Here is a 17,175-nt window from a genome sequence, read left to right on the forward strand (position 1 = left end):
ACTCATAGTTGTTCCTCAGGGCCCGCTTCTTTAGGAGCAGTCGGCGCAGGGTTTCGGGTGATAAACATCGCATCACCGTAGCTGAAAAAACGGTACTCGTTGGCGATGGCAGCTTGATAAGCGGCCATGGTTTCCGGGTAACCGGCAAATGCCGACACCAGCATCAACAGCGTGGATTCCGGCAAATGGAAGTTGGTGACCAGGCAATCGACCACATGAAACGGCCGGCCCGGGAAAATAAAGATATCGGTGTCGCCGCTGAACGGCTTGAGCACGCCATCACGCGCCGCACTCTCCAGCGAACGTACGCTGGTGGTGCCGACAGCAACAACACGACCGCCGCGCGCCTTGCACGCGGCCACTGCATCCACGACTTCCTGACTGACTTCCAGCCACTCGCTGTGCATATGGTGGTCTTCGATGTTATCCACACGCACCGGCTGAAACGTGCCGGCCCCCACGTGCAGGGTCACATAGGCACTTTCGACGCCCTTGGCGGCAATCGCGTCCAGCAGCGGCTGGTCGAAATGCAGGCCCGCAGTCGGCGCGGCCACAGCGCCGAGGCGCTGCGAGTACACCGTCTGATAGCGCTCGCGGTCCGCGTCTTCGTCGGGGCGGTCTATATAAGGAGGCAACGGCATATGGCCGACGCGTTCCAGCAGCGGCAACACCTCTTCGGCAAACTTGAGCTCGAACAGCGCGTCATGGCGCGCGACCATCTCGGCCTCGCCACCGCCATCGATGAGGATGCTCGAACCCGGTTTCGGCGACTTGCTGGAGCGCACATGGGCCAGCACGCGATGGCTGTCGAGCACCCGTTCGACCAGAATTTCCAGCTTGCCGCCGGACGCTTTCTGGCCAAACAGCCGTGCCGGAATCACCCGGGTATTGTTGAACACCATCAGATCGCCTGGGCGCAAATGCTCAAGCAAATCAGTGAATTGACGGTGTGCGAGGGCACCGCTCACCCCGTCCAGGGTCAGCAGTCGACTGGCGCGACGCTCGGCCAAAGGGTGGCGAGCGATCAGCGAATCAGGGAGCTCAAAAGTAAAGTCAGCAACGCGCATGATGGGGTTCGTCTAGCAGGGCCGGGAAGTCTAGCGGAAATAGTGAAAATAGACCATGAAACGTGATTGACCAACGGTAATCTCATCTCTATACTTCGCCGCCATTGAGCCCTGATGGCGGAATTGGTAGACGCGGCGGATTCAAAATCCGTTTTCGAAAGGAGTGGGAGTTCGAGTCTCCCTCGGGGCACCATCTTAAAGAAAGACCTTGAAATTCAAGGTCTTTTTTTTCGCCTGTAAAAAAGTAAGCAGGCATAGGCGAACGCAGACGTTAAGGAGCCGGGACCATGGAATTGACGCTGGAAGCTGTTGCCCTTTTTGCTCTCAAGCTGGTGCACGAGACCGAAGGCGCGAGCCCGATTCTGCGCGATGACCTGGTCATGGATGGGTATGAGCGGGAAGTGTTTGGGTTGTTGGTACGTCAGGGGGATCTGGCCGCGATTCAACTCAAACTTGATGAATGCCTGACGTTAGCACTCGACTCCCTGGGCGGCCCAAACACGGTGATGGGGCGTGAGCTGCAACGGCTTGCGGTGGACGTGCGCCAAGCGCCGACACTCGAAGCACTCGACGCCCCGCTCAACGCACTCAAGGACTACCTGAAAGCCATCCTGTGACGCGACTTACCGCCGCCCTTCAACCGCCATTCGCACCGCCAACCCCATCAACACCGATCCCATCACCCAGCGCTGCGCCACCTGCCAACCCGGGCGGGTGACGAAGAACACCGCGATAGAGCCTGCCATAACGGCAATCACCGAGTTGACGCTCACGCTGATGGCAATCTGCGTAAAGCCCAAAATCAGCGATTGCGTCAGCACACTGCCATGCCCGTTCGGGTCGATAAACTGCGGCAGCAACGACAAGTACATGACTGCCACTTTGGGGTTCAGCAGGTTGGTCACAAAGCCCATCATGAACAGTTTGCGCGGGCTGTCCTGGGGCAAATCCCGAACCTGAAACGGCGAACGACCACCCGGCTTGACCGCCTGCCAGGCCAGGTACACCAGGTACAACGCCCCGCCGAGCCGCAGCGCGTCGTAGGCAAACGGCACCGCCATCACCAACGCGGTAATCCCCAATGCCGCGCACAACATGTAAACCACAAACCCCAGCGCAACACCGCCCAGCGAAATCAACCCGGCCGTACGGCCTTGGCAAATCGAGCGGGAAATGAGGTAAATCATGTTCGGCCCGGGCGTGAGTACCATGCCGAGTGAGATCAGGCCGTAGGCTAGCCAGCTGGACAGTTCGGGCATGGTGTCGCTCCTTAAGAGTTGTGCTGGGCGCCATGGTAGGGCGATGAAAAGCAGGCCGTTAGATACAGATCCGCGAGCAAAACGTCATACACATAAACAAAAAAAGAGACCTTGGCGTCCCAAGGTCTCTTTACTGACACTGATTCAACGGATGTACACCCTCCACTGTGGGGGCTGGCTTGCCTGCGAAGACGCCAGCCGCCACACCCTCAACTCACCCGCCTACACACCAACAGCGTCACCCTCTTCCATCACCCCATTCGGCAACATCCCATTAGCCAAATCATCCACCACTGCCTTCGCCATCCCCCCCAAATAATGCGCCGCCCAGGCGTAGCGATCCGCGCTGTTGTCCATGGCGGCATCCAACGCGAGCATTTTGGAACAGTGCAGCAGCTCGGAGGCATGCTCCAGGGCAACGCGGATGGGTACGCCGGAGTTGACGCGGAATACGCGGTGGAGGTTGGGCTGTTGGCCCCCTTTTTAATTATCGTCGCTAACAGAATGACTTTTCCCACGCACACCATCGAACAACACCGACATCAACCTCTGATCCCCCCTCGTACGCTCACTCCCTCGCACAAGGAAGTGAGCCCGTCATGTCAGAACGCGCGTACCCCATCACCGAAGAAGAACAACTCAAACGGCGAATCCTGAGTCCGCAGCCGAAACGGGAGCCCTATTCGCCGCCGATAGACTTATTCAACTCGGCACCTGCCCCGGCGCCTACGCCCGTAAAGCTTCCGGGCTGCGTGTTCACCAAACCCTGCCAACTGCCCGACGGCATCATTCGCTACAACGACCCCACCGGTTACGTACCGCTGGAGCTGATCAAGGATTACGGCCACTTCAGCCTGTTGGGTGGGCGCGAGGTGGACAGCCGAGGCGCGGTTGCTTTGCGCAAGATCAGCGGCAGTGCCCTGCCCGTTGGTTTAGGGCAGTTGGCGTTGCGTTCGGCGGTGGTGGAATCCGCAGCCACCGCTGCTGGCACTGTAGCCGGTGGATTATTGGCCGGTTTGGTGGCGCTGGCTTGGCCGTCGGAACTGGGTGATAGCGCGCTCTACAGCGAGGAGCAACTGCGTTCGCTGCCACAGGCGCGGTCGCAGATGCGTTTGCATGTGGAGCAGCGTGAGGACGGCACGCTCAAGGGGTATGGGTTTTACACGGGCAACCATGCCGATTGGCAGATGATTGACGTGGTGCAATTCCAAAGCCGTGGCGATCAGTTTGTGGCGGATTTGGGTGAGGGCGTGGAGCTGATCTGGACACCTGCGGTTGATCCGAGAGATACGCTGGGTATTCCGGCGTTGGAAGCTGCGCCGCAAGCGCCGGTGATTTGGATTTACCCACCGACCGAGAAGGCCGCGCAGATTCTGGTGAACCCGATTTATCCGCCGCAGTATCGGGATTTTATTCTGGTGTTCCCGGTGGAGTCGGGGGTTCGGCCGCTGTATGTGGTGGTTAGCGTTCGGGCTGGGGATCACTCCTACCACACCAAGCCTAAACTCTTGGCTGCGTTTCCAAAAGCAAAATGGGCACGCTCTAAAACGCCCATGAAAGGAGGAGGTAAACGTCCTAGATGGAAAGATCCGGACGGGACAATCTATGAGTGGGACTTTCAACATGGCGCTGTCGAAAAGTACACCAAACATGGAGTTCATCTCGGCGAGTTCGACCATATAACCGGAAAACAACGAAAGCCAGCCGATCCTAGTAGGAGGGTAGAGCCATGAACCACGTAATTATGGGCGTTTTGCCTAACGAGGATTTTGCATCCTTTGAGAAAGAGCTATCTCTATCCACTCAAGAGCTAATGGAGATTATGGGATGGAGCCAGCCTGAGGATTGCGTATTTGATTACCCATTGACGGAAGAACAAACACTCAAAATCGAAAAAGCGTGTGCCTTAAAACTGCCCAACCACCTTGACCTGTTCCTTTCCTCACACGAGTAACCAACCTAAGAGAATTTAGCCATATGCGCAGACTTTCACTAACAAACAAAAAACTCCGCAACATCCCCAGGCGCCTCAAAGCCCTGAGCCGCTGGGCCGACAGCTTCGAAGGCTGTTTCTACGAAGAATTACCGCCTCAACCTGACTACGTAACCGAAAGAATCCCCGTCATCGAAAATCTTGTTGAGGGCAAACAAACCACACCGGAAATTCAGGCGCACTGTGCTCAACAGTTGATCAATGTCTCAGGCCATCTGCTTAAAGCGCGACCAGACGACGCCCCTGAATGCTGGGTAGTCGCCTGCGTCATGCTTCCGGACATGTTCTCAAGCCGCGTCTGTGTCTACACCGATAAAGCTCGCTACTTGGGCCACACTCAACCTTTCGACTATGAGTACTTTCGCCAAGCTCGAATCACTGGCAGAAGCCTGGCCAAAGAATGGAGCCTGACCATCCCACCGGGGCTTCACGAAGTCGGCTTTCACTTCATTCACGAGAATGAAGACGGAGATATCTTCGAGTCAGAGCACTGGTACTTCGGCGAGGTCAGCACGACAGACGAAGACCCAGGCGGTGAGCGCTGGAAGTACCAGACCTTCAGGTCCTTCCAGGCGCAGCACCCGCATTTGTTCGGCTCGACCTCTTAGCTCGACTTGGCCCTGGTCCCTGCCCCTCAACACAATATCCCAGTGTTTTCATGCGCTGTTCCGCGTCGCCTTCGCGGCGTACCAAACGGATTTTTTTGCTGCTAGAGGCGCACAGGACGTGGGAGCGCAGCGATGCAAGTGCTTCGGTCGGTCAGGCGTACCGAGGCGATCCCTTCGTAGCCTCGCTGGGGCTCGACAACTCCCACATTTGAGCCGGGCTGCTTCAGGTTTCGTTGAATACCAGCCGCGCGCGCAGGCCGCCCTGCTCTAGATTGTGCAGCGTAAGCTTGCATCCGATCTTTCCCACGATCATCTCCACAATCGCCAACCCCAGCCCAGCGCCATTGGCGTTATCCCGACTGTAAAACCGCTCAAACAAGCGCTCCATTTCCGCTTCATCAATCCCCGGACCTTGGTCTTCCACGCTCAAGCAGTCAGCGCCGATCACCACTTTCACTTCGCTGCCCGCGGGGGAAAAGTTAAGCGCGTTAGTCACCAGGTTCTGCAGCGCAATCGCCAACGCCACCGGCTCGGTTTGTACCCAACATTGCTCCTCCCCTTCCAACACCAGCTCCACACCCTTTTCCATCGCCAGCGGCGTCAGCTCGGCGAGTTCTTCGCGCACCAGTTCCGTCAGTTGCACGGGCTTGCACACGGGGTTGTTCAGTTGCGGCTCGATGCGCGCCATGGTCAGCAACTGGCTGCCAATTCGCGTAGCGCGACCTACTCCGTTCACCAAAAAATCCAATGCTTCGCGCCGCTGTTCTTCGGTGACAGCGCTTTGAGCGTTCTGCGCGTGGATACGCAAAATCGCCAGCGGCGTGCGCAGTTCATGGGCAGCATCGGCGATAAAGCGGCGTTCGCGCTCGAGCAGGTCGTCCATCTGCACCAACAACCGATTAAGCGCGGTTTGCATCGGCTCCAGATCAGTCGGCAGCGGCTTGAGGTGCAGCGGCTGCAAGGTGTCGGTACTGCGCCCGCGAATTGACATCACCATGGCGCGCAACGGTTTGAGACCCCAGCCGATGGTCAGCCAGATCAATACCGTCAGCAGCGGCACGCCGATCAGGGTGGGCCAGAGGGTGTGGCGCACGATGCGTTCGATCAGGTCCTGGCGAATGTCGTCGCGCTCGCCCACCCAGATCAGCAAGCCCTGCTGCGGGTCGGCGAGGAGGAAGGCGCACCAGTCGTTGCCGTTATCCATGATGTCGTGGGCGCCGAGGGTAGTCGGCGGCGCAGCCAGCACGGGCGCCTCGGCGGAGCGCACGAGGAGTTGACCGTCGGTGCGCCATACCTGGAAGGTCAGGCGGGTTTCATACGGGTGGGCGACGCCGTCTTCGCCGACGCGGCTCATGGCGTGGTCGAAGGCTTGATACAACCTGTCCCAATCCGCTTCGCCAGGGTCGCGCTGGCGCAGTACGCCTTGCAGCAGGCGCGCGCTTTGGGCGAGTTGGGCGTCATAGACTTCTTCGATTTCATGGTGGCTGTCGCGCAGCACCAGCCAGCTGATCAGCGCGTCGCCGAGCAAAATAAACACCAGCACCGGAATGAGGATGCGCGCGCGAACGGAGGTCACGGGTTGAGCGCCAGTACATAGCCGACGCCGCGCACGGTGCGGATCAGCTCGGTGGATAACTTTTTGCGCAGGTTATGGATCAGCACTTCCAGGGTGTTGCTCTCTACCCGGTCCTGCCAGCCATACAGCGCGCGGGACAGGCGCTCGCGGGTCACGACTTTGCCGGGGCGCACCATCAGTTGGTGCAGCAGCTGGTATTCCATTGGGGTGACGATGATGTCTTGATCCTGATAACGCACTTGCTGGGTAGCCGGGTCGAGGCTGACGCCGGCGTGCTCCAGCATCGGCTGCGCGCGGCCCTGGCTGCGGCGCAACAGGGCGCGCACGCGGGCTTTGAGTTCGTCGACGTCGAAGGGCTTGATCAGGTAGTCGTCGGCGCCAGCGTCCAGGCCGGCGATACGTTCAGCGGTGCCGTCGCGGGCGGTGAGGATCAGCACCGGCAAGTCGTATTGCCCGGCACGCAGTTGCTGCAACAGGTCGAGGCCATCGAGGCGCGGCAGGCCGAGGTCGAGCAGGAGCAAATCGAAGCTTTCGGTGCGCAGTGCGTGCAAGGCGCTGAGGCCATCCTGCAGCCAATCCAGGGTGTAGCCTTCTGCGCCCAATGCCACGCGAATGCCCTGGCCGAGGGCACGATCATCTTCGACTAGGAGTAGGCGCATTGCGGAATCTCTGTAGGAAACGGCGGAATGATGCCGGTTCTGCAGCGGCCCCTTCGGGGAAAGATGTTACGGCGCGTTGCCAACTAAGGTTGCGCTAAGGTTGGTTTTGCACTGTGAAATCTCCCACATCTGCTGAGAGCTTTTCCATGCGCAAAATTCTCCTGCTGTCCCTGATTATCGCCAGCCCCATGGCCCTCGCCGGCCCGCAGTGCACCACCGCCGAACGCTCGCAGTGGCAAGACGAAAAAGCCTTCCAGGACACGCTCAAGGCGCAAGGGTACGAGATCAGCAAGTTCAAGGTCACCGACGGCAACTGCTACGAGATCTACGGCTTCGACAAAGACAAACGCAAGGTCGAGATCTACCACGACCCGGTCACCGGCAAAGCCGTGAAGACTGAGATCAAGGGCTGATGCCAAGCGAATCCCTGCGCCTGTGGGACCCTCTGGTAAGGCTGTTTCATCTGTCTATCGCCGGGGTCTTCGTCGCCAACTACTTCTTTAACGAAGCGGGCGACGACTGGCATGTGTGGCTGGGCTACTACGCCATGGCCTGGTTGCTGGTGCGACTGGTGTGGGGGTTCGTAGGACCGCGCAGTGCACGTTGGTCAGATTTCTGGCCATCGCCTGCGCGACTCAGTGCCCATGTGCGTCGGGTGTTGGACGGGCGAGGGCTGCACCGCCTCGGTCATTCGCCCATCGGCGCGCTGGTGATGCTGTTGATGTTGTCGGCGCTGCTGATCCTCGGTATCAGCGGTTTCCTGATGCAGGAAGTCGACGCGTTATGGGGTGCCGACTGGCCGCTGCAAGTCCACGAAACCGCCGCCAATGTGCTGCTGGGTCTGGTCTGCGTGCATGTGCTGGCCGCCGTGTATGAAAGTCTCCAGGTGAAGGACAACCTGCCGTTATCCATGCTCACCGGTCGCAGGAAGCGCCTGCCGGATGAGCGTGCGCAGTAATCCTTTTCCCAACAGGTTCTCTATGCGCTCCGCCTTACTGATCTGCAGCCTGCTCGCGGTGTTTTTCGCCGCCTGGCAAAGCCATCCGCCGCACATGCTGGCGCCGTTTGCCCAGGCGAGCCCGAATACCTCCAAGGTCGCGATGGCGCCGCAATACACCAGCCGCTTTGTGTCCTCGCAACTCACCGACTTTGTGCACGCCTCCTCCGTCACCGCCCTGCCCGGCGGCGACTTGATGGCCGTGTGGTTTGCCGGCAGCCGCGAAGGCGCCGCCGATGTGCAGGTACGCACCGCAAGGTTTGATGCGCGCAGCGGCGAATGGGGCGCCGAGCAGGTGCTGGCCACGCGCGAAAGTACCCGCGACGGCACGCAGCGCTACATTCGCAAACTGGGTAACCCAGTGATTGCGCTGGGGCCGGATAAACGCCTGTGGATGTTTTATGTGTCGGTGTCGGTCGGCGGCTGGGCCACCAGCGCGATCAACGTGATGGTCTCCACTGACCTGGGCGCAAACTGGTCGGCGCCGCGGCAATTGGTGACCTCACCGTTCTTTAATATCAGCACGCTGGTGCGCGCCGCGCCGGTGTTTCACGCCGACGGTTCGATTGGCTTGCCGGTGTATCACGAGTTCATGGGCAAGTTTGCCGAGTACCTGTACTTGAGCCCCGACGGCGCGGTGATCGACAAATTCCGCATCAGCCGTGGCAAGCACTCCCTGCAGCCGACCATCGTGGCGCAGGACGGCCAGCGCGCCGTGGCGATGTTGCGCTACGCCGGCGAAACCCATCACCGCGTGCTCGCCAGCCGCACCATCGATGCCGGGCAAACCTGGAGTGAGCCGTACCCGCTGGCGCCGGCCAACCCCAATTCCTCCCTGGCGGCAGTGGCTACTGAGGATGACGGTTTGCTGGTGGCCCTCAACGACCTGCAAGACGGTCGCTTCAAGCTCAGCCTCTACGGGACCAACGCCCAGTTCAGCCAATGGCGCACGGTGGTGGAACTGGACCAGTCGCCCGACCCGCTCGGCCAGCCGTTCTCCCACGAGGCCTATAAAGAAATCATCGGCGAGGGCTTTCGCGCCTCCAGCGGCGCCAAGCGTCTTCCACTGGAACAACGCTTTCTGAGCAACCTGGATTACCGCGTGTGCAAACCGCGCGGCTGCGATTTCGAGTACGAGTACCCGTATTTCAGCCGCAGCCCGGACGGCATGTACCACGTGGTGTACTCGTGGAATAACACCTTTATCAAACATGTCAGCTTCAACGAAGCCTGGCTGGCGGAGCATTTGTGATGGTTTCTGTGTGGCAGGCCCATTTGAGTTTTGTGCTGCTGGGGTTTGTGCTCTTAAGCCTGTTTCGCTTTACCGCGCCGTGGCGGCCGTGGTTGCTGCCGATGCTGGTGGCGCTGAGTTTTATCCCGGTGAATGAACTGCCGTTGGCGGCGTACGTGCGCAGCTTTACCGATGACCTGGCGATCAGCACCTTGGTGTTGCTGGCGGGGGTGACGCTGTGCCGATTGGGCGTGGTGCAGCCGGTTAATCGCCCACATCAAGTGCAACTGCTGGTGCTGTTTGGCACGCTGAGCCTGCTGCTGTATCCGGCCACGATGGGCCTGACGTATTACGACCCTTACCGCTGGGGCTTCAACCCGCGGCCGATGATTGTGCTGGTGGGCGCGGCGGCCTTACTGCTGCTCTGGCTGCGCAACACGTTGACGGTGTGGATGCTGGCAGTGGGCACCCTGGCCTTCGCGCTGCGGCTCAAGGCGTCGGAGAACTATTGGGATTACCTGATCGATCCGCTCCTGGCGAGCTACTGCGTAGTCGCCGGGTTAATGCAACTCAAACTGTGGGAGCGGGCTTGGTCACGAATGCGGCGTGTCAGATAACAACGCTGGCACTGATAAGCCGCCTTCGCGGGCAAGCCCGCTCCCACATTGGAGTGGCGTCGGTTTGGAGGTTGGGAAGGGTCAGTGATGGCGATCCGCTCCCGGGGCTACTGCGTAGTCGCCGGGTTAATGCAACTCAAACTGTGGGAGCGGGCTTGCCCGCGAAGGCGGCATGTCAGGCAACAACGCTGGCACTGAACCACCGCTTTCGCGGGCAAGCCCGCTCCCACATTGGAGTGGCGTCGGTTTGGAGGTTGGGAGGGGTCAGTGATGGCGATCCGCTCCCGGCGGGCTACTGCATAGTCACTGGTTAGCGCAATCCAAACTGTGGGAGCTGGCTTGCCTGCGAAAGCGGCGTGTCAGGCAACAACGCTGGCACTGATAAACCGCCTTCGCGGGCAAGCCCGCTCCCACATTGGAGCGGCGTCGTTTTGGAGGTTGGGAGGGGTCAGTGATGGCGATCCGCTCCCGGCGGGCTACTGCGTAGTCGCCGGGTTAATGCAACTCAAACTGTGGGAGCGGGCTTGCCCGCGAAGGGTCGCCGGGTTAATGCAACTCAAACTGTGGGAGCGGGCTTGCCCGCGAAGGCGGCGTGTCAGGCGACAACGCTGGCAATGAACCACCGCTTTCGCGGGCAAGCCTGTTCCCTCATTTGCTGTGTGGTGTTTGTGAGATTGAGTAGAGGTCAATGATGGGTGTGTTGCAATCACGCCGCCTGCGCTACGGCGTGGGCGCGATCGGGTTGGTGTTTGCGTTGCTGGCGGCTTTGCGGCTGGTGTTTTTGATCAGCTTTTCCGGTCTGGATTTAAACACCCCGGCGCTGGCGGAAACCCTGGGCATCGGCCTGCGTTTCGACCTGCGCCTGGCCGTGTTGATCATGTTGCCACTGGCCGTGCTGGCCTGGCTCCCACGCTGGAACCTCACCACCCTGCCCACCCTGCGCTGGCTGGCGCGCGGCTATCTGGTCGTGGCCCTGGCCGTGGTCGGCCTGGTGTACATCATCGACTTCGGCCACTACGCCTACCTCGGCGTGCGCATCAACGCGACCGTGTTGCGCTACCTGCAAGACGCACAGATTTCGCAACAGATGGTGTGGGAAACCTACCCGGTGCTGTGGATAACCGCTTGCTGGCTGGCCGCCGTGGCGCTGTGGGTATGGGCGTTGGTGTGCCTGGAGCGATTGACCCTGGATCGCGAACCCACAGTCATCGGTAAATGGGCCGTGGCTTCCGTGGCCGTCGTCGGCGTTGTCGCCGTGCTGCTGGCCCTGCTCGGCCGCGTGGCCAACCTCAACCTGGAAAACCCGGTGCCGCTGCGCTGGAGCGATGCGTTTTTTTCCGGCAACAGCCAGGTTGCCGCCGTGGGCCTGAACCCGGTGCTGTTTTTATACGACACGCTCAAGGTCGGCCAAGCGCAATTCGATGAAGCCACAGTGCGCAAGCATTACCCGCAAATAGCCGAGTATCTGGGCGTTGACCAGCCCGATTCCCAACAAATGAATTTCACCCGCGAACAAGGTGTGCAACCTTATCGTCTGCAAGGCGAACGCCCGCCCAATGTGATTTTCGTGATGCTTGAATCCCTCGGCACCAGCGCCGTCGGTGCCTACGGCAACCCGCTGAACCCCACGCCGAACCTGGACACGTTGGCTACGCAAAGCTGGTTCTTCAAACACTTCTACGTGCCCGTCACCGGCACCGCCAAAACCGTGTGGGCGAGCATCACCGGCGTGCCCGATGTGACGCGCCAGGAGACCGCCACGCGCAACCCGCTGATCACGCGGCAGCACACGCTGATCAACGCGTTCGAGGGCTACCAGAAGTTCTACATGATCAACGGCAACGCTGGCTGGGCGAATATCAATGCGTTGATCCGCCAGAGCATCGATGACGTGCAGCTGTTTGATGAAAGCTACTGGCGCTCACCGCGGGTGGACGTGTGGGGCATCTCTGACCTGGACCTGTTCAAGGAGGGCGACCAACTGCTGCGCGCCGTGCCCAAGGACAGGCCGTTCTTCGCTTACGTGCAAACCTCCGGCAACCATCGCCCGTACACCATTCCCAAGCAGAACGACGGCTTCCAGGTCCGTGACGTGACCCTGGAGCAGGCTCAGGCCGCTGGCTCGCGCAGCGTCGAGCAGTATAACGCAGTGCGTTTGCTGGACTTCAACATCGGCCGCCTGATGGACATCGCCAAGGCCGGCGGCTGGTACGACAACAGCATTTTTGTGTTCTTCGGCGACCACAACACCCGCATCAGCCAGATCCCGCACATGCCGCCGGCCTTCGAGCAACTGGGTCTGGAAAGCAACAATGTGCCGTTGCTGATCCACGCGCCGGGCCTGCAACCACGGGTGATTGAAGAGGCGGTGGGCCTTGCGGATTTGTTGCCGACAGTGGCCGGCATGGCAGGCGTCCCCTTTCGCACTGGCGCGATGGGCCGCGACATCCAGCAGCCGGCACCGGAAGGCGAACGTGTGGTGCCACTGGTGTTGCACGAGGGCACGTTCCCGATTATCGGCGGCGTGACCCAGGACTTCCTGTTGCAAATGCAACACGACGGCAGTTCACCAACCCTGCATGACCTGGCGTCGCCAACACCTCGCGAAGACGTGGCCGAGCAGCACCCCGAAGAGTTTCAGCGCCTGCAGGGCCTGACGCGCGGGCTGCATGAAAGTGCGCGGTTGATGCTGTTCAGGAACGTGCGCGAGTGATCATTTGGGCTGGAAGGTTTCGAGGTAGGCCAGGATGTTTTCAATCTTTTCCGGGTCGCTGATGCCCCAGAAAATCATGCGCGTGCCGCTGACCACCTTCTTCGGTGCCTCGATATAGGCGGCGAGTTTGTCGCGGGTCCAGACCACGCCGGAGTTTTTCATCGCGTCGGAGTACTGGTAGTCCGTGGTGGTGCCGGCAGGGCGGCCGATGATGCCGTTAAGCTGCGGGCCGAAGCCGCCGCGCGCGCCTTCGCCGATGCTGTGGCAGCCGCCGCAGGTCTTGCTGAAAAGCTTGCCGCCCGCTTCGGCATCGCCTGCCGCTAAAGCCGGGGCGGTGGTGAGAATCAGGGCGAGGGTCAATAAAGCGTGCTTCATGAAGGCTCCACATCAGGCAACGGTGAGGCGATTATGCCTGCAAGCGCACTGTGCCGCTGCGGGCAACGCCTTGCTACCCGCTCTAAACCGACCATCCATCGCCCGGAATATATCCAATCGAACCTATTCACGCCCGCCCCACTCCACCTTACTGAACCCTGATGGTGGAGTAAGGATCATGGCTCAGCCATCGATTTTAGTGCTGGAAGACGACGAGATCATTCGCTCGTTAATGGTGGATGTACTGGAGGATTTCGGGGCGCACGTCACGTCATTTCCTTCGGCGGATGAAGGGATGATTTACCTGGAGCGCGGCGACGACCCCGTGGATCTGATTGTCAGTGATATCCAGATGCCCGGTTTGCTCAATGGTTATGACTTGAGCAAGGTGGTAGCGCATCGCTGGCCGTCTGTGCCCGTGGTGCTGACCTCCGGCAATACCAAGCTGGCGGCGCAGTTGGGCGGTTCCGTGCGTTTTTTACCCAAGCCGTGGAGCGCCGAACACCTGGTTGAGTGCGTACAAACGGCGCTGAGCCAACAGGGTATGTCCCTGCACTGATATCGTCGCGATATCACAAAAGCGAACTTGAGGTGCTTTTCCGTGGTCATTAATCACACAAGGAGTGACTTTTCTGATCCGCCGGTCAGCCTTTTCGCCTAGTGCGCACAGGTGATGGCAATGAGTTGTGTAGAATCGTCGCCCATTTACAGCGTCATTCATGGCCGGAAGGCCCACAGTTCGAGCTCATTGAATGCATTCACAGGCCCCTGACGTCAGTGCGCCCTCATTGCTGGAAGCGTTACGTTCAGGCACCGCCCTGCTGCATGTAGCGCTGGAAAAACGCTTGCCGTTTTTCTCCGAGCGTCTGGATGCCGAGTGGTACCAGCGCTTGCTTCAGGCGTACTACGGTTTTTATGAGCCAATGGAATCGGCGCTGTATGACAGTGGTTTGATCCCCGATGGATTCGATACGTCATTGCGCGTGAAAACGCCTACACTCCTGCACGATCTTTACGCCCTTGGCCTGACTGACGACGCCATCAGTGCCCTGCCGCGTTGCACCAGCCTGCCACTGTTCGATACCGCCGCCGCCTGCCTCGGTGCCCTCTATGTACTGGAAGGCGCGACCCTGGGTGGCCAATTGCTGCGCCGGGAAATGGCCCAGCGCCTGGGCATCGACGCCGAACACGGCGGCGCGTTTCTCAATGTGTACGGCGCCGAGACCGGTCGACGCTGGAAAGACTTTCTCGATTACCTGAGCCGCCAACCCCTCGATGCGCACGCCAAACAGCGCGCAGTGCAGGCAGCTTGTTCGACATTCAGCGGCTTCGAGCATTGGCTCGTCAGCCAGGAGGTACTGCTATGAAACCCGAAGATTTTGAAGAGCTGCTTGCCAACTGTGCCGACGAACCCATCCGCACCCCCGGCGCGATACAGCCCCATGGTGTGCTGCTGACGTTGTCAGAGCCGGACCTGCACATCATTCAGGTCAGCGCCAACGTCGGCAGCCTGTTCGGTCACACGCCCGAGTCGCTGCTGGGTCAGCCGCTGCACAGGTTGATCGGCGCCGAACATGCCCAAGCCGTGCAGGCCATGGCTGAACACAACACGTTTTTCGATGCGCCAGCGCTGCATGTCACCTTCAATGGCGCGCAATTCGAAGGCCTGCTGCACCGCCATCAAGCGGTGCTGGTGCTGGAATTCGAACCGCGCCTGGAAGATTTCAAACCGCGAGCCCTGAATGGTCGCACTAGCGATCTGGGCAAGATGCTGCAACGCCTGCAGGCAGCGAAAACCCTGCAAGCGCTGTACGAAATCAGCGTGAATGAAATCCAGGCCATGACCGGCTACGACCGAGTGCTGATCTACCGCTTCGAAGAGGAAGGCCATGGCCAGGTGATCGCCGAAGCCTCGGCGCCGTCCATGGAGCTGTTCAACGGGCTGTTCTTTCCGGCGTCCGATATCCCCGAGCAAGCTCGCGAGCTGTACCGCACCAACTGGCTGCGCATCATCCCGAATGCCGCTTATGAACCCGTGCCGTTGCTGCCCAAGCTGCGCCCGGACACCGGCCAACCGCTGGACCTGAGCTTTGCGACCCTGCGCAGCGTGTCGCCGATTCACTGCCAGTACATGCAGAACATGGGCGTGCTGTCGTCCATGAGCATCTCCTTGATGGCAGGCGACAAGCTCTGGGGCCTGATCAGTTGCGGTAACCGCGAGCCACTGCTGGTGCCCAATGACCTGCGCCTGGCCTGCCAAACCATCGGACAGGTGCTGTCGTTGCAGATCAGCGCCATGGAAGCCCTGGACCTGAGCCGCCAACGCGACGAAAAGGTCGAGGCCCTGGCCCTGCTTGATCGCGCGATGAAAGCATCCGAACAAAACGTGTTCGACGGCCTGGCCCAGCAGCCGCAAGTCCTGATGGACCTGACGCTGTCGGGCGGCGTGGCAATCATTGAGGACAAACAGTTGCACCGTTACGGCAACTGCCCGCAGCCCGAGCAGATTCGCGCGCTGCACGCATGGCTGCAAGCCAGCGGCGAACCGGTGTTTTCCAGCCACAACCTGACCTCGGTGTATCCGCCGGCCGCCGAGTTTCAGCACGTGGCCAGTGGCGTGTTGGCCATGAGCCTGCCAAAGCCTGTGGATAACGGCGTGCTGTGGTTTCGCCCGGAAGTGAAAGAGAACATCAACTGGAGCGGCAACCCGGACAAGCCGTTGAATCTGGAAGAGTCAGACGCCGGCTTGCGCCTTCGCCCTCGGACCTCGTTTGAAATCTGGAAAGTGGAAATGGCCGGCATCTCCACCAAATGGAGCCATGGCGACCGTTTTGCTGCCAACGACCTGCGCCGTTCAGCCCTGGAAAATGACCTCGCCCGCCAAGTGTTGCGCGAACAGCAAGCCGTACGCGCGCGTGATGACCTGGTGGCCGTGGTGTCCCACGACCTGCGTAACCCGATGACCGTTATCTCGATGCTCTGCGGCATGATGCAAAAGGCGTTCAGCTCCGAAGGCCCGCACACCTCGCGACGTATTTCTTCGGCGATCGACACCATGCAACAGGCCGCAGGGCGCATGAACGTGCTGCTGGAAGACTTGCTCGACACCTCGAAAATCGAGGCGGGCCGTTATGTGGTCAAGCCGGTGGTGCTGGACGTCAGCCAGATGTTTGAAGAAGCCTATGCCCTGCTCGCGCCGCTGGCGATGGAGAAAGGCATTGAACTGTCGTTCAATGCGGAACCGGGGTTGCAGATCAACGGGGACCCTGAGCGTCTGTTCCAGGTGTTGTCGAACCTGATCGGCAACGCCATCAAGTTCACCCCGCGCCAGGGAAACATCGGCGTGAGCGCCATGAGCAACGACGAAGAGATCGTGTTTTCGGTGCGCGATTCCGGTGAAGGCATTGCGCCTGAACAGTTACCGCATGTGTTTGATCGCTACTGGACCCAGACCGAAAACAACCCGACCGGCAGCGGGTTGGGGCTGTACATCACTCAGGGCATCGTCCAGGCCCATGGCGGGCAAATCGACGCGCACAGTGAAGTCGGCCGGGGCAGCGAGTTTCGCTTTACGGTGCCCAAGGGGATCGAGGGGTCACACCCCTGACAGCGGAAAGTGGACTTGATGTGGCGAGCGGGCGTGCTCTCCACATCAGGCCGGCTGGTTAAACCCGCAACATACCACCCTGGCCGCGACGGGTTGGTGGCCGGTAGCCTTGTCATGTTTTGACTCAACGCGTGTATAGCCGCGCCAGCCAAGGCTTTGTAAGTTCTGTGCGCGTTCACAACGCGACAACACTTCCCTGGCCTTACCGAGCACACCCAATGGATTTTTTTCTCAGCGCCAACTTGAACTACATCAACACCATCCAGCTGATCAACGCCGCGCCGCCCCCACAACCGCCGAAGCCAAGCCTCGATCAGGCGTCGGCCATAGGCCTGAGCGGCGCAAATACCCCAGACAAGAACAACCGCTCCGGCAACCTGGAAAGCCTGGGCAAGGGCAATCTGCTCTAGCCTGTGAAAGGCGGGGCAAGCCATCCCGCCCCGCCATCCCTTAACAAAACACTGACATCCGCT

The 17,175-nt window shown here is 60.1% G+C and carries 18 protein-coding genes, 1 tRNA gene and 1 pseudogene; 14 read left to right on the forward strand and 6 right to left on the reverse strand.

The features are described 5' to 3' along the window. Positions 1-2 precede the first annotated feature (2 nt). A complete protein-coding gene (queA, locus tag FPT15_RS20760) occupies positions 3-1,067 on the reverse strand; it encodes a tRNA preQ1(34) S-adenosylmethionine ribosyltransferase-isomerase QueA (protein ID WP_119736825.1) in 1,065 nt (354 codons plus the stop codon). 108 nt (positions 1,068-1,175) lie between these two features. Between queA and FPT15_RS20765 the strand changes: the two genes are divergently transcribed. Both FPT15_RS20765 and FPT15_RS20770 read left to right on the forward strand, forming a co-directional pair. After that, positions 1,176-1,260 (forward strand) — tRNA-Leu (locus FPT15_RS20765). Positions 1,261-1,354: 94 nt separating this feature from the next. Beyond that, positions 1,355-1,684 carry a hypothetical protein gene (locus FPT15_RS20770; RefSeq protein WP_145164206.1) on the forward strand — a complete coding sequence of 110 codons (330 nt, stop codon included), beginning with the start codon at positions 1,355-1,357 and terminating at the stop codon, positions 1,682-1,684. 6 nt (positions 1,685-1,690) lie between these two features. Here the strand turns inward: FPT15_RS20770 and FPT15_RS20775 are convergent, their stop codons facing one another. Next, positions 1,691-2,326 carry a LysE family translocator gene (locus FPT15_RS20775; protein ID WP_145164208.1) on the reverse strand — a complete coding sequence of 212 codons (636 nt, stop codon included), beginning with the start codon at positions 2,324-2,326 and terminating at the stop codon, positions 1,691-1,693. A 222-nt stretch (positions 2,327-2,548) separates the two neighbouring features. Then, positions 2,549-2,803: pseudogene (locus tag FPT15_RS20780) on the reverse strand (DUF3077 domain-containing protein); the annotation flags it as partial. Between the two features lie 122 nt (positions 2,804-2,925). Between FPT15_RS20780 and FPT15_RS20785 the strand changes: the two are divergent. Genes FPT15_RS20785 through FPT15_RS20795 form a run of 3 tightly spaced genes read left to right on the forward strand, consistent with a single transcriptional unit; the run spans position 2,926 to position 4,927 of the window. Beyond that, complete coding sequence (locus FPT15_RS20785) at positions 2,926-4,059, forward strand: colicin E3/pyocin S6 family cytotoxin (protein ID WP_145164210.1); 1,134 nt, start codon at positions 2,926-2,928, stop codon at positions 4,057-4,059. Next, positions 4,056-4,280, forward strand: coding sequence for a pyocin S6 family toxin immunity protein (locus FPT15_RS20790; protein WP_145164211.1), 225 nt, complete (start codon positions 4,056-4,058; stop codon positions 4,278-4,280). Before FPT15_RS20785 ends, FPT15_RS20790 begins: the two co-directional genes overlap by 4 nt. A 23-nt stretch (positions 4,281-4,303) precedes the next feature. After that, positions 4,304-4,927: a DUF3916 domain-containing protein gene (locus tag FPT15_RS20795; RefSeq protein ID WP_145164213.1), complete on the forward strand. Its 624-nt coding sequence runs from the start codon at positions 4,304-4,306 to the stop codon at positions 4,925-4,927. A 223-nt stretch (positions 4,928-5,150) separates the two neighbouring features. On the opposite strand, the gene FPT15_RS20800 is transcribed toward FPT15_RS20795, so the two are convergent. After that, positions 5,151-6,503, reverse strand: coding sequence for an ATP-binding protein (locus tag FPT15_RS20800; protein WP_145164215.1), 1,353 nt, complete (start codon positions 6,501-6,503; stop codon positions 5,151-5,153). After that, positions 6,500-7,162, reverse strand: coding sequence for a response regulator (locus FPT15_RS20805; RefSeq protein WP_145164217.1), 663 nt, complete (start codon positions 7,160-7,162; stop codon positions 6,500-6,502). Before FPT15_RS20805 ends, FPT15_RS20800 begins: the two co-directional genes overlap by 4 nt. Before the next feature lie 146 nt (positions 7,163-7,308). On the opposite strand from FPT15_RS20805, the gene FPT15_RS20810 reads away from it, so the two are divergent. From FPT15_RS20810 to FPT15_RS20835, 5 genes are all read left to right on the forward strand, one after another. Next, complete coding sequence (locus FPT15_RS20810) at positions 7,309-7,575, forward strand: PepSY domain-containing protein (protein WP_119736807.1); 267 nt, start codon at positions 7,309-7,311, stop codon at positions 7,573-7,575. Beyond that, positions 7,575-8,120 carry a cytochrome b/b6 domain-containing protein gene (locus FPT15_RS20815; protein ID WP_145164219.1) on the forward strand — a complete coding sequence of 182 codons (546 nt, stop codon included), beginning with the start codon at positions 7,575-7,577 and terminating at the stop codon, positions 8,118-8,120. The genes FPT15_RS20810 and FPT15_RS20815 overlap by 1 nt, the downstream gene beginning before the upstream one ends. 22 nt (positions 8,121-8,142) lie before the next feature. Continuing rightward, positions 8,143-9,411 carry an exo-alpha-sialidase gene (locus FPT15_RS20820; protein ID WP_145164221.1) on the forward strand — a complete coding sequence of 423 codons (1,269 nt, stop codon included), beginning with the start codon at positions 8,143-8,145 and terminating at the stop codon, positions 9,409-9,411. Beyond that, positions 9,411-10,007 (forward strand): hypothetical protein, encoded by a 597-nt coding sequence (locus FPT15_RS20825; protein WP_145164222.1) that lies wholly within the window; start codon positions 9,411-9,413, stop codon positions 10,005-10,007. The genes FPT15_RS20820 and FPT15_RS20825 overlap by 1 nt, the downstream gene beginning before the upstream one ends. A gap of 691 nt (positions 10,008-10,698) precedes the next feature. Beyond that, positions 10,699-12,720, forward strand: coding sequence for an LTA synthase family protein (locus tag FPT15_RS20835; protein WP_145164227.1), 2,022 nt, complete (start codon positions 10,699-10,701; stop codon positions 12,718-12,720). On the opposite strand, the gene FPT15_RS20840 is transcribed toward FPT15_RS20835, so the two are convergent. Further along, positions 12,721-13,095, reverse strand: a complete 375-nt coding sequence (locus FPT15_RS20840) for a cytochrome c family protein (RefSeq protein WP_145164229.1) — start codon at positions 13,093-13,095, stop codon at positions 12,721-12,723. A gap of 178 nt (positions 13,096-13,273) precedes the next feature. On the opposite strand from FPT15_RS20840, the gene FPT15_RS20845 reads away from it, so the two are divergent. From FPT15_RS20845 to FPT15_RS20860, 4 genes are all read left to right on the forward strand, one after another. Beyond that, complete coding sequence (locus FPT15_RS20845) at positions 13,274-13,654, forward strand: response regulator (RefSeq protein WP_145164231.1); 381 nt, start codon at positions 13,274-13,276, stop codon at positions 13,652-13,654. 193 nt (positions 13,655-13,847) lie between these two features. Further along, on the forward strand, positions 13,848-14,462 hold the full coding sequence (locus tag FPT15_RS20850) for a biliverdin-producing heme oxygenase (RefSeq protein WP_145164233.1): 615 nt from the start codon (positions 13,848-13,850) through the stop codon (positions 14,460-14,462). Continuing rightward, positions 14,459-16,702: an ATP-binding protein gene (locus FPT15_RS20855; protein WP_145164235.1), complete on the forward strand. Its 2,244-nt coding sequence runs from the start codon at positions 14,459-14,461 to the stop codon at positions 16,700-16,702. The genes FPT15_RS20850 and FPT15_RS20855 overlap by 4 nt, the downstream gene beginning before the upstream one ends. 218 nt (positions 16,703-16,920) lie before the next feature. After that, the gene (locus FPT15_RS20860) at positions 16,921-17,112 is read left to right on the forward strand and encodes a hypothetical protein (RefSeq protein WP_145164237.1); all 192 of its coding nucleotides are present in this window, start codon (positions 16,921-16,923) and stop codon (positions 17,110-17,112) included. Positions 17,113-17,175 lie beyond the last annotated feature (63 nt).

The organism is Pseudomonas sp. RGB (genome assembly GCF_007713445.1).
Classification (GTDB): Bacteria; Pseudomonadota; Gammaproteobacteria; order Pseudomonadales; family Pseudomonadaceae; genus Aquipseudomonas.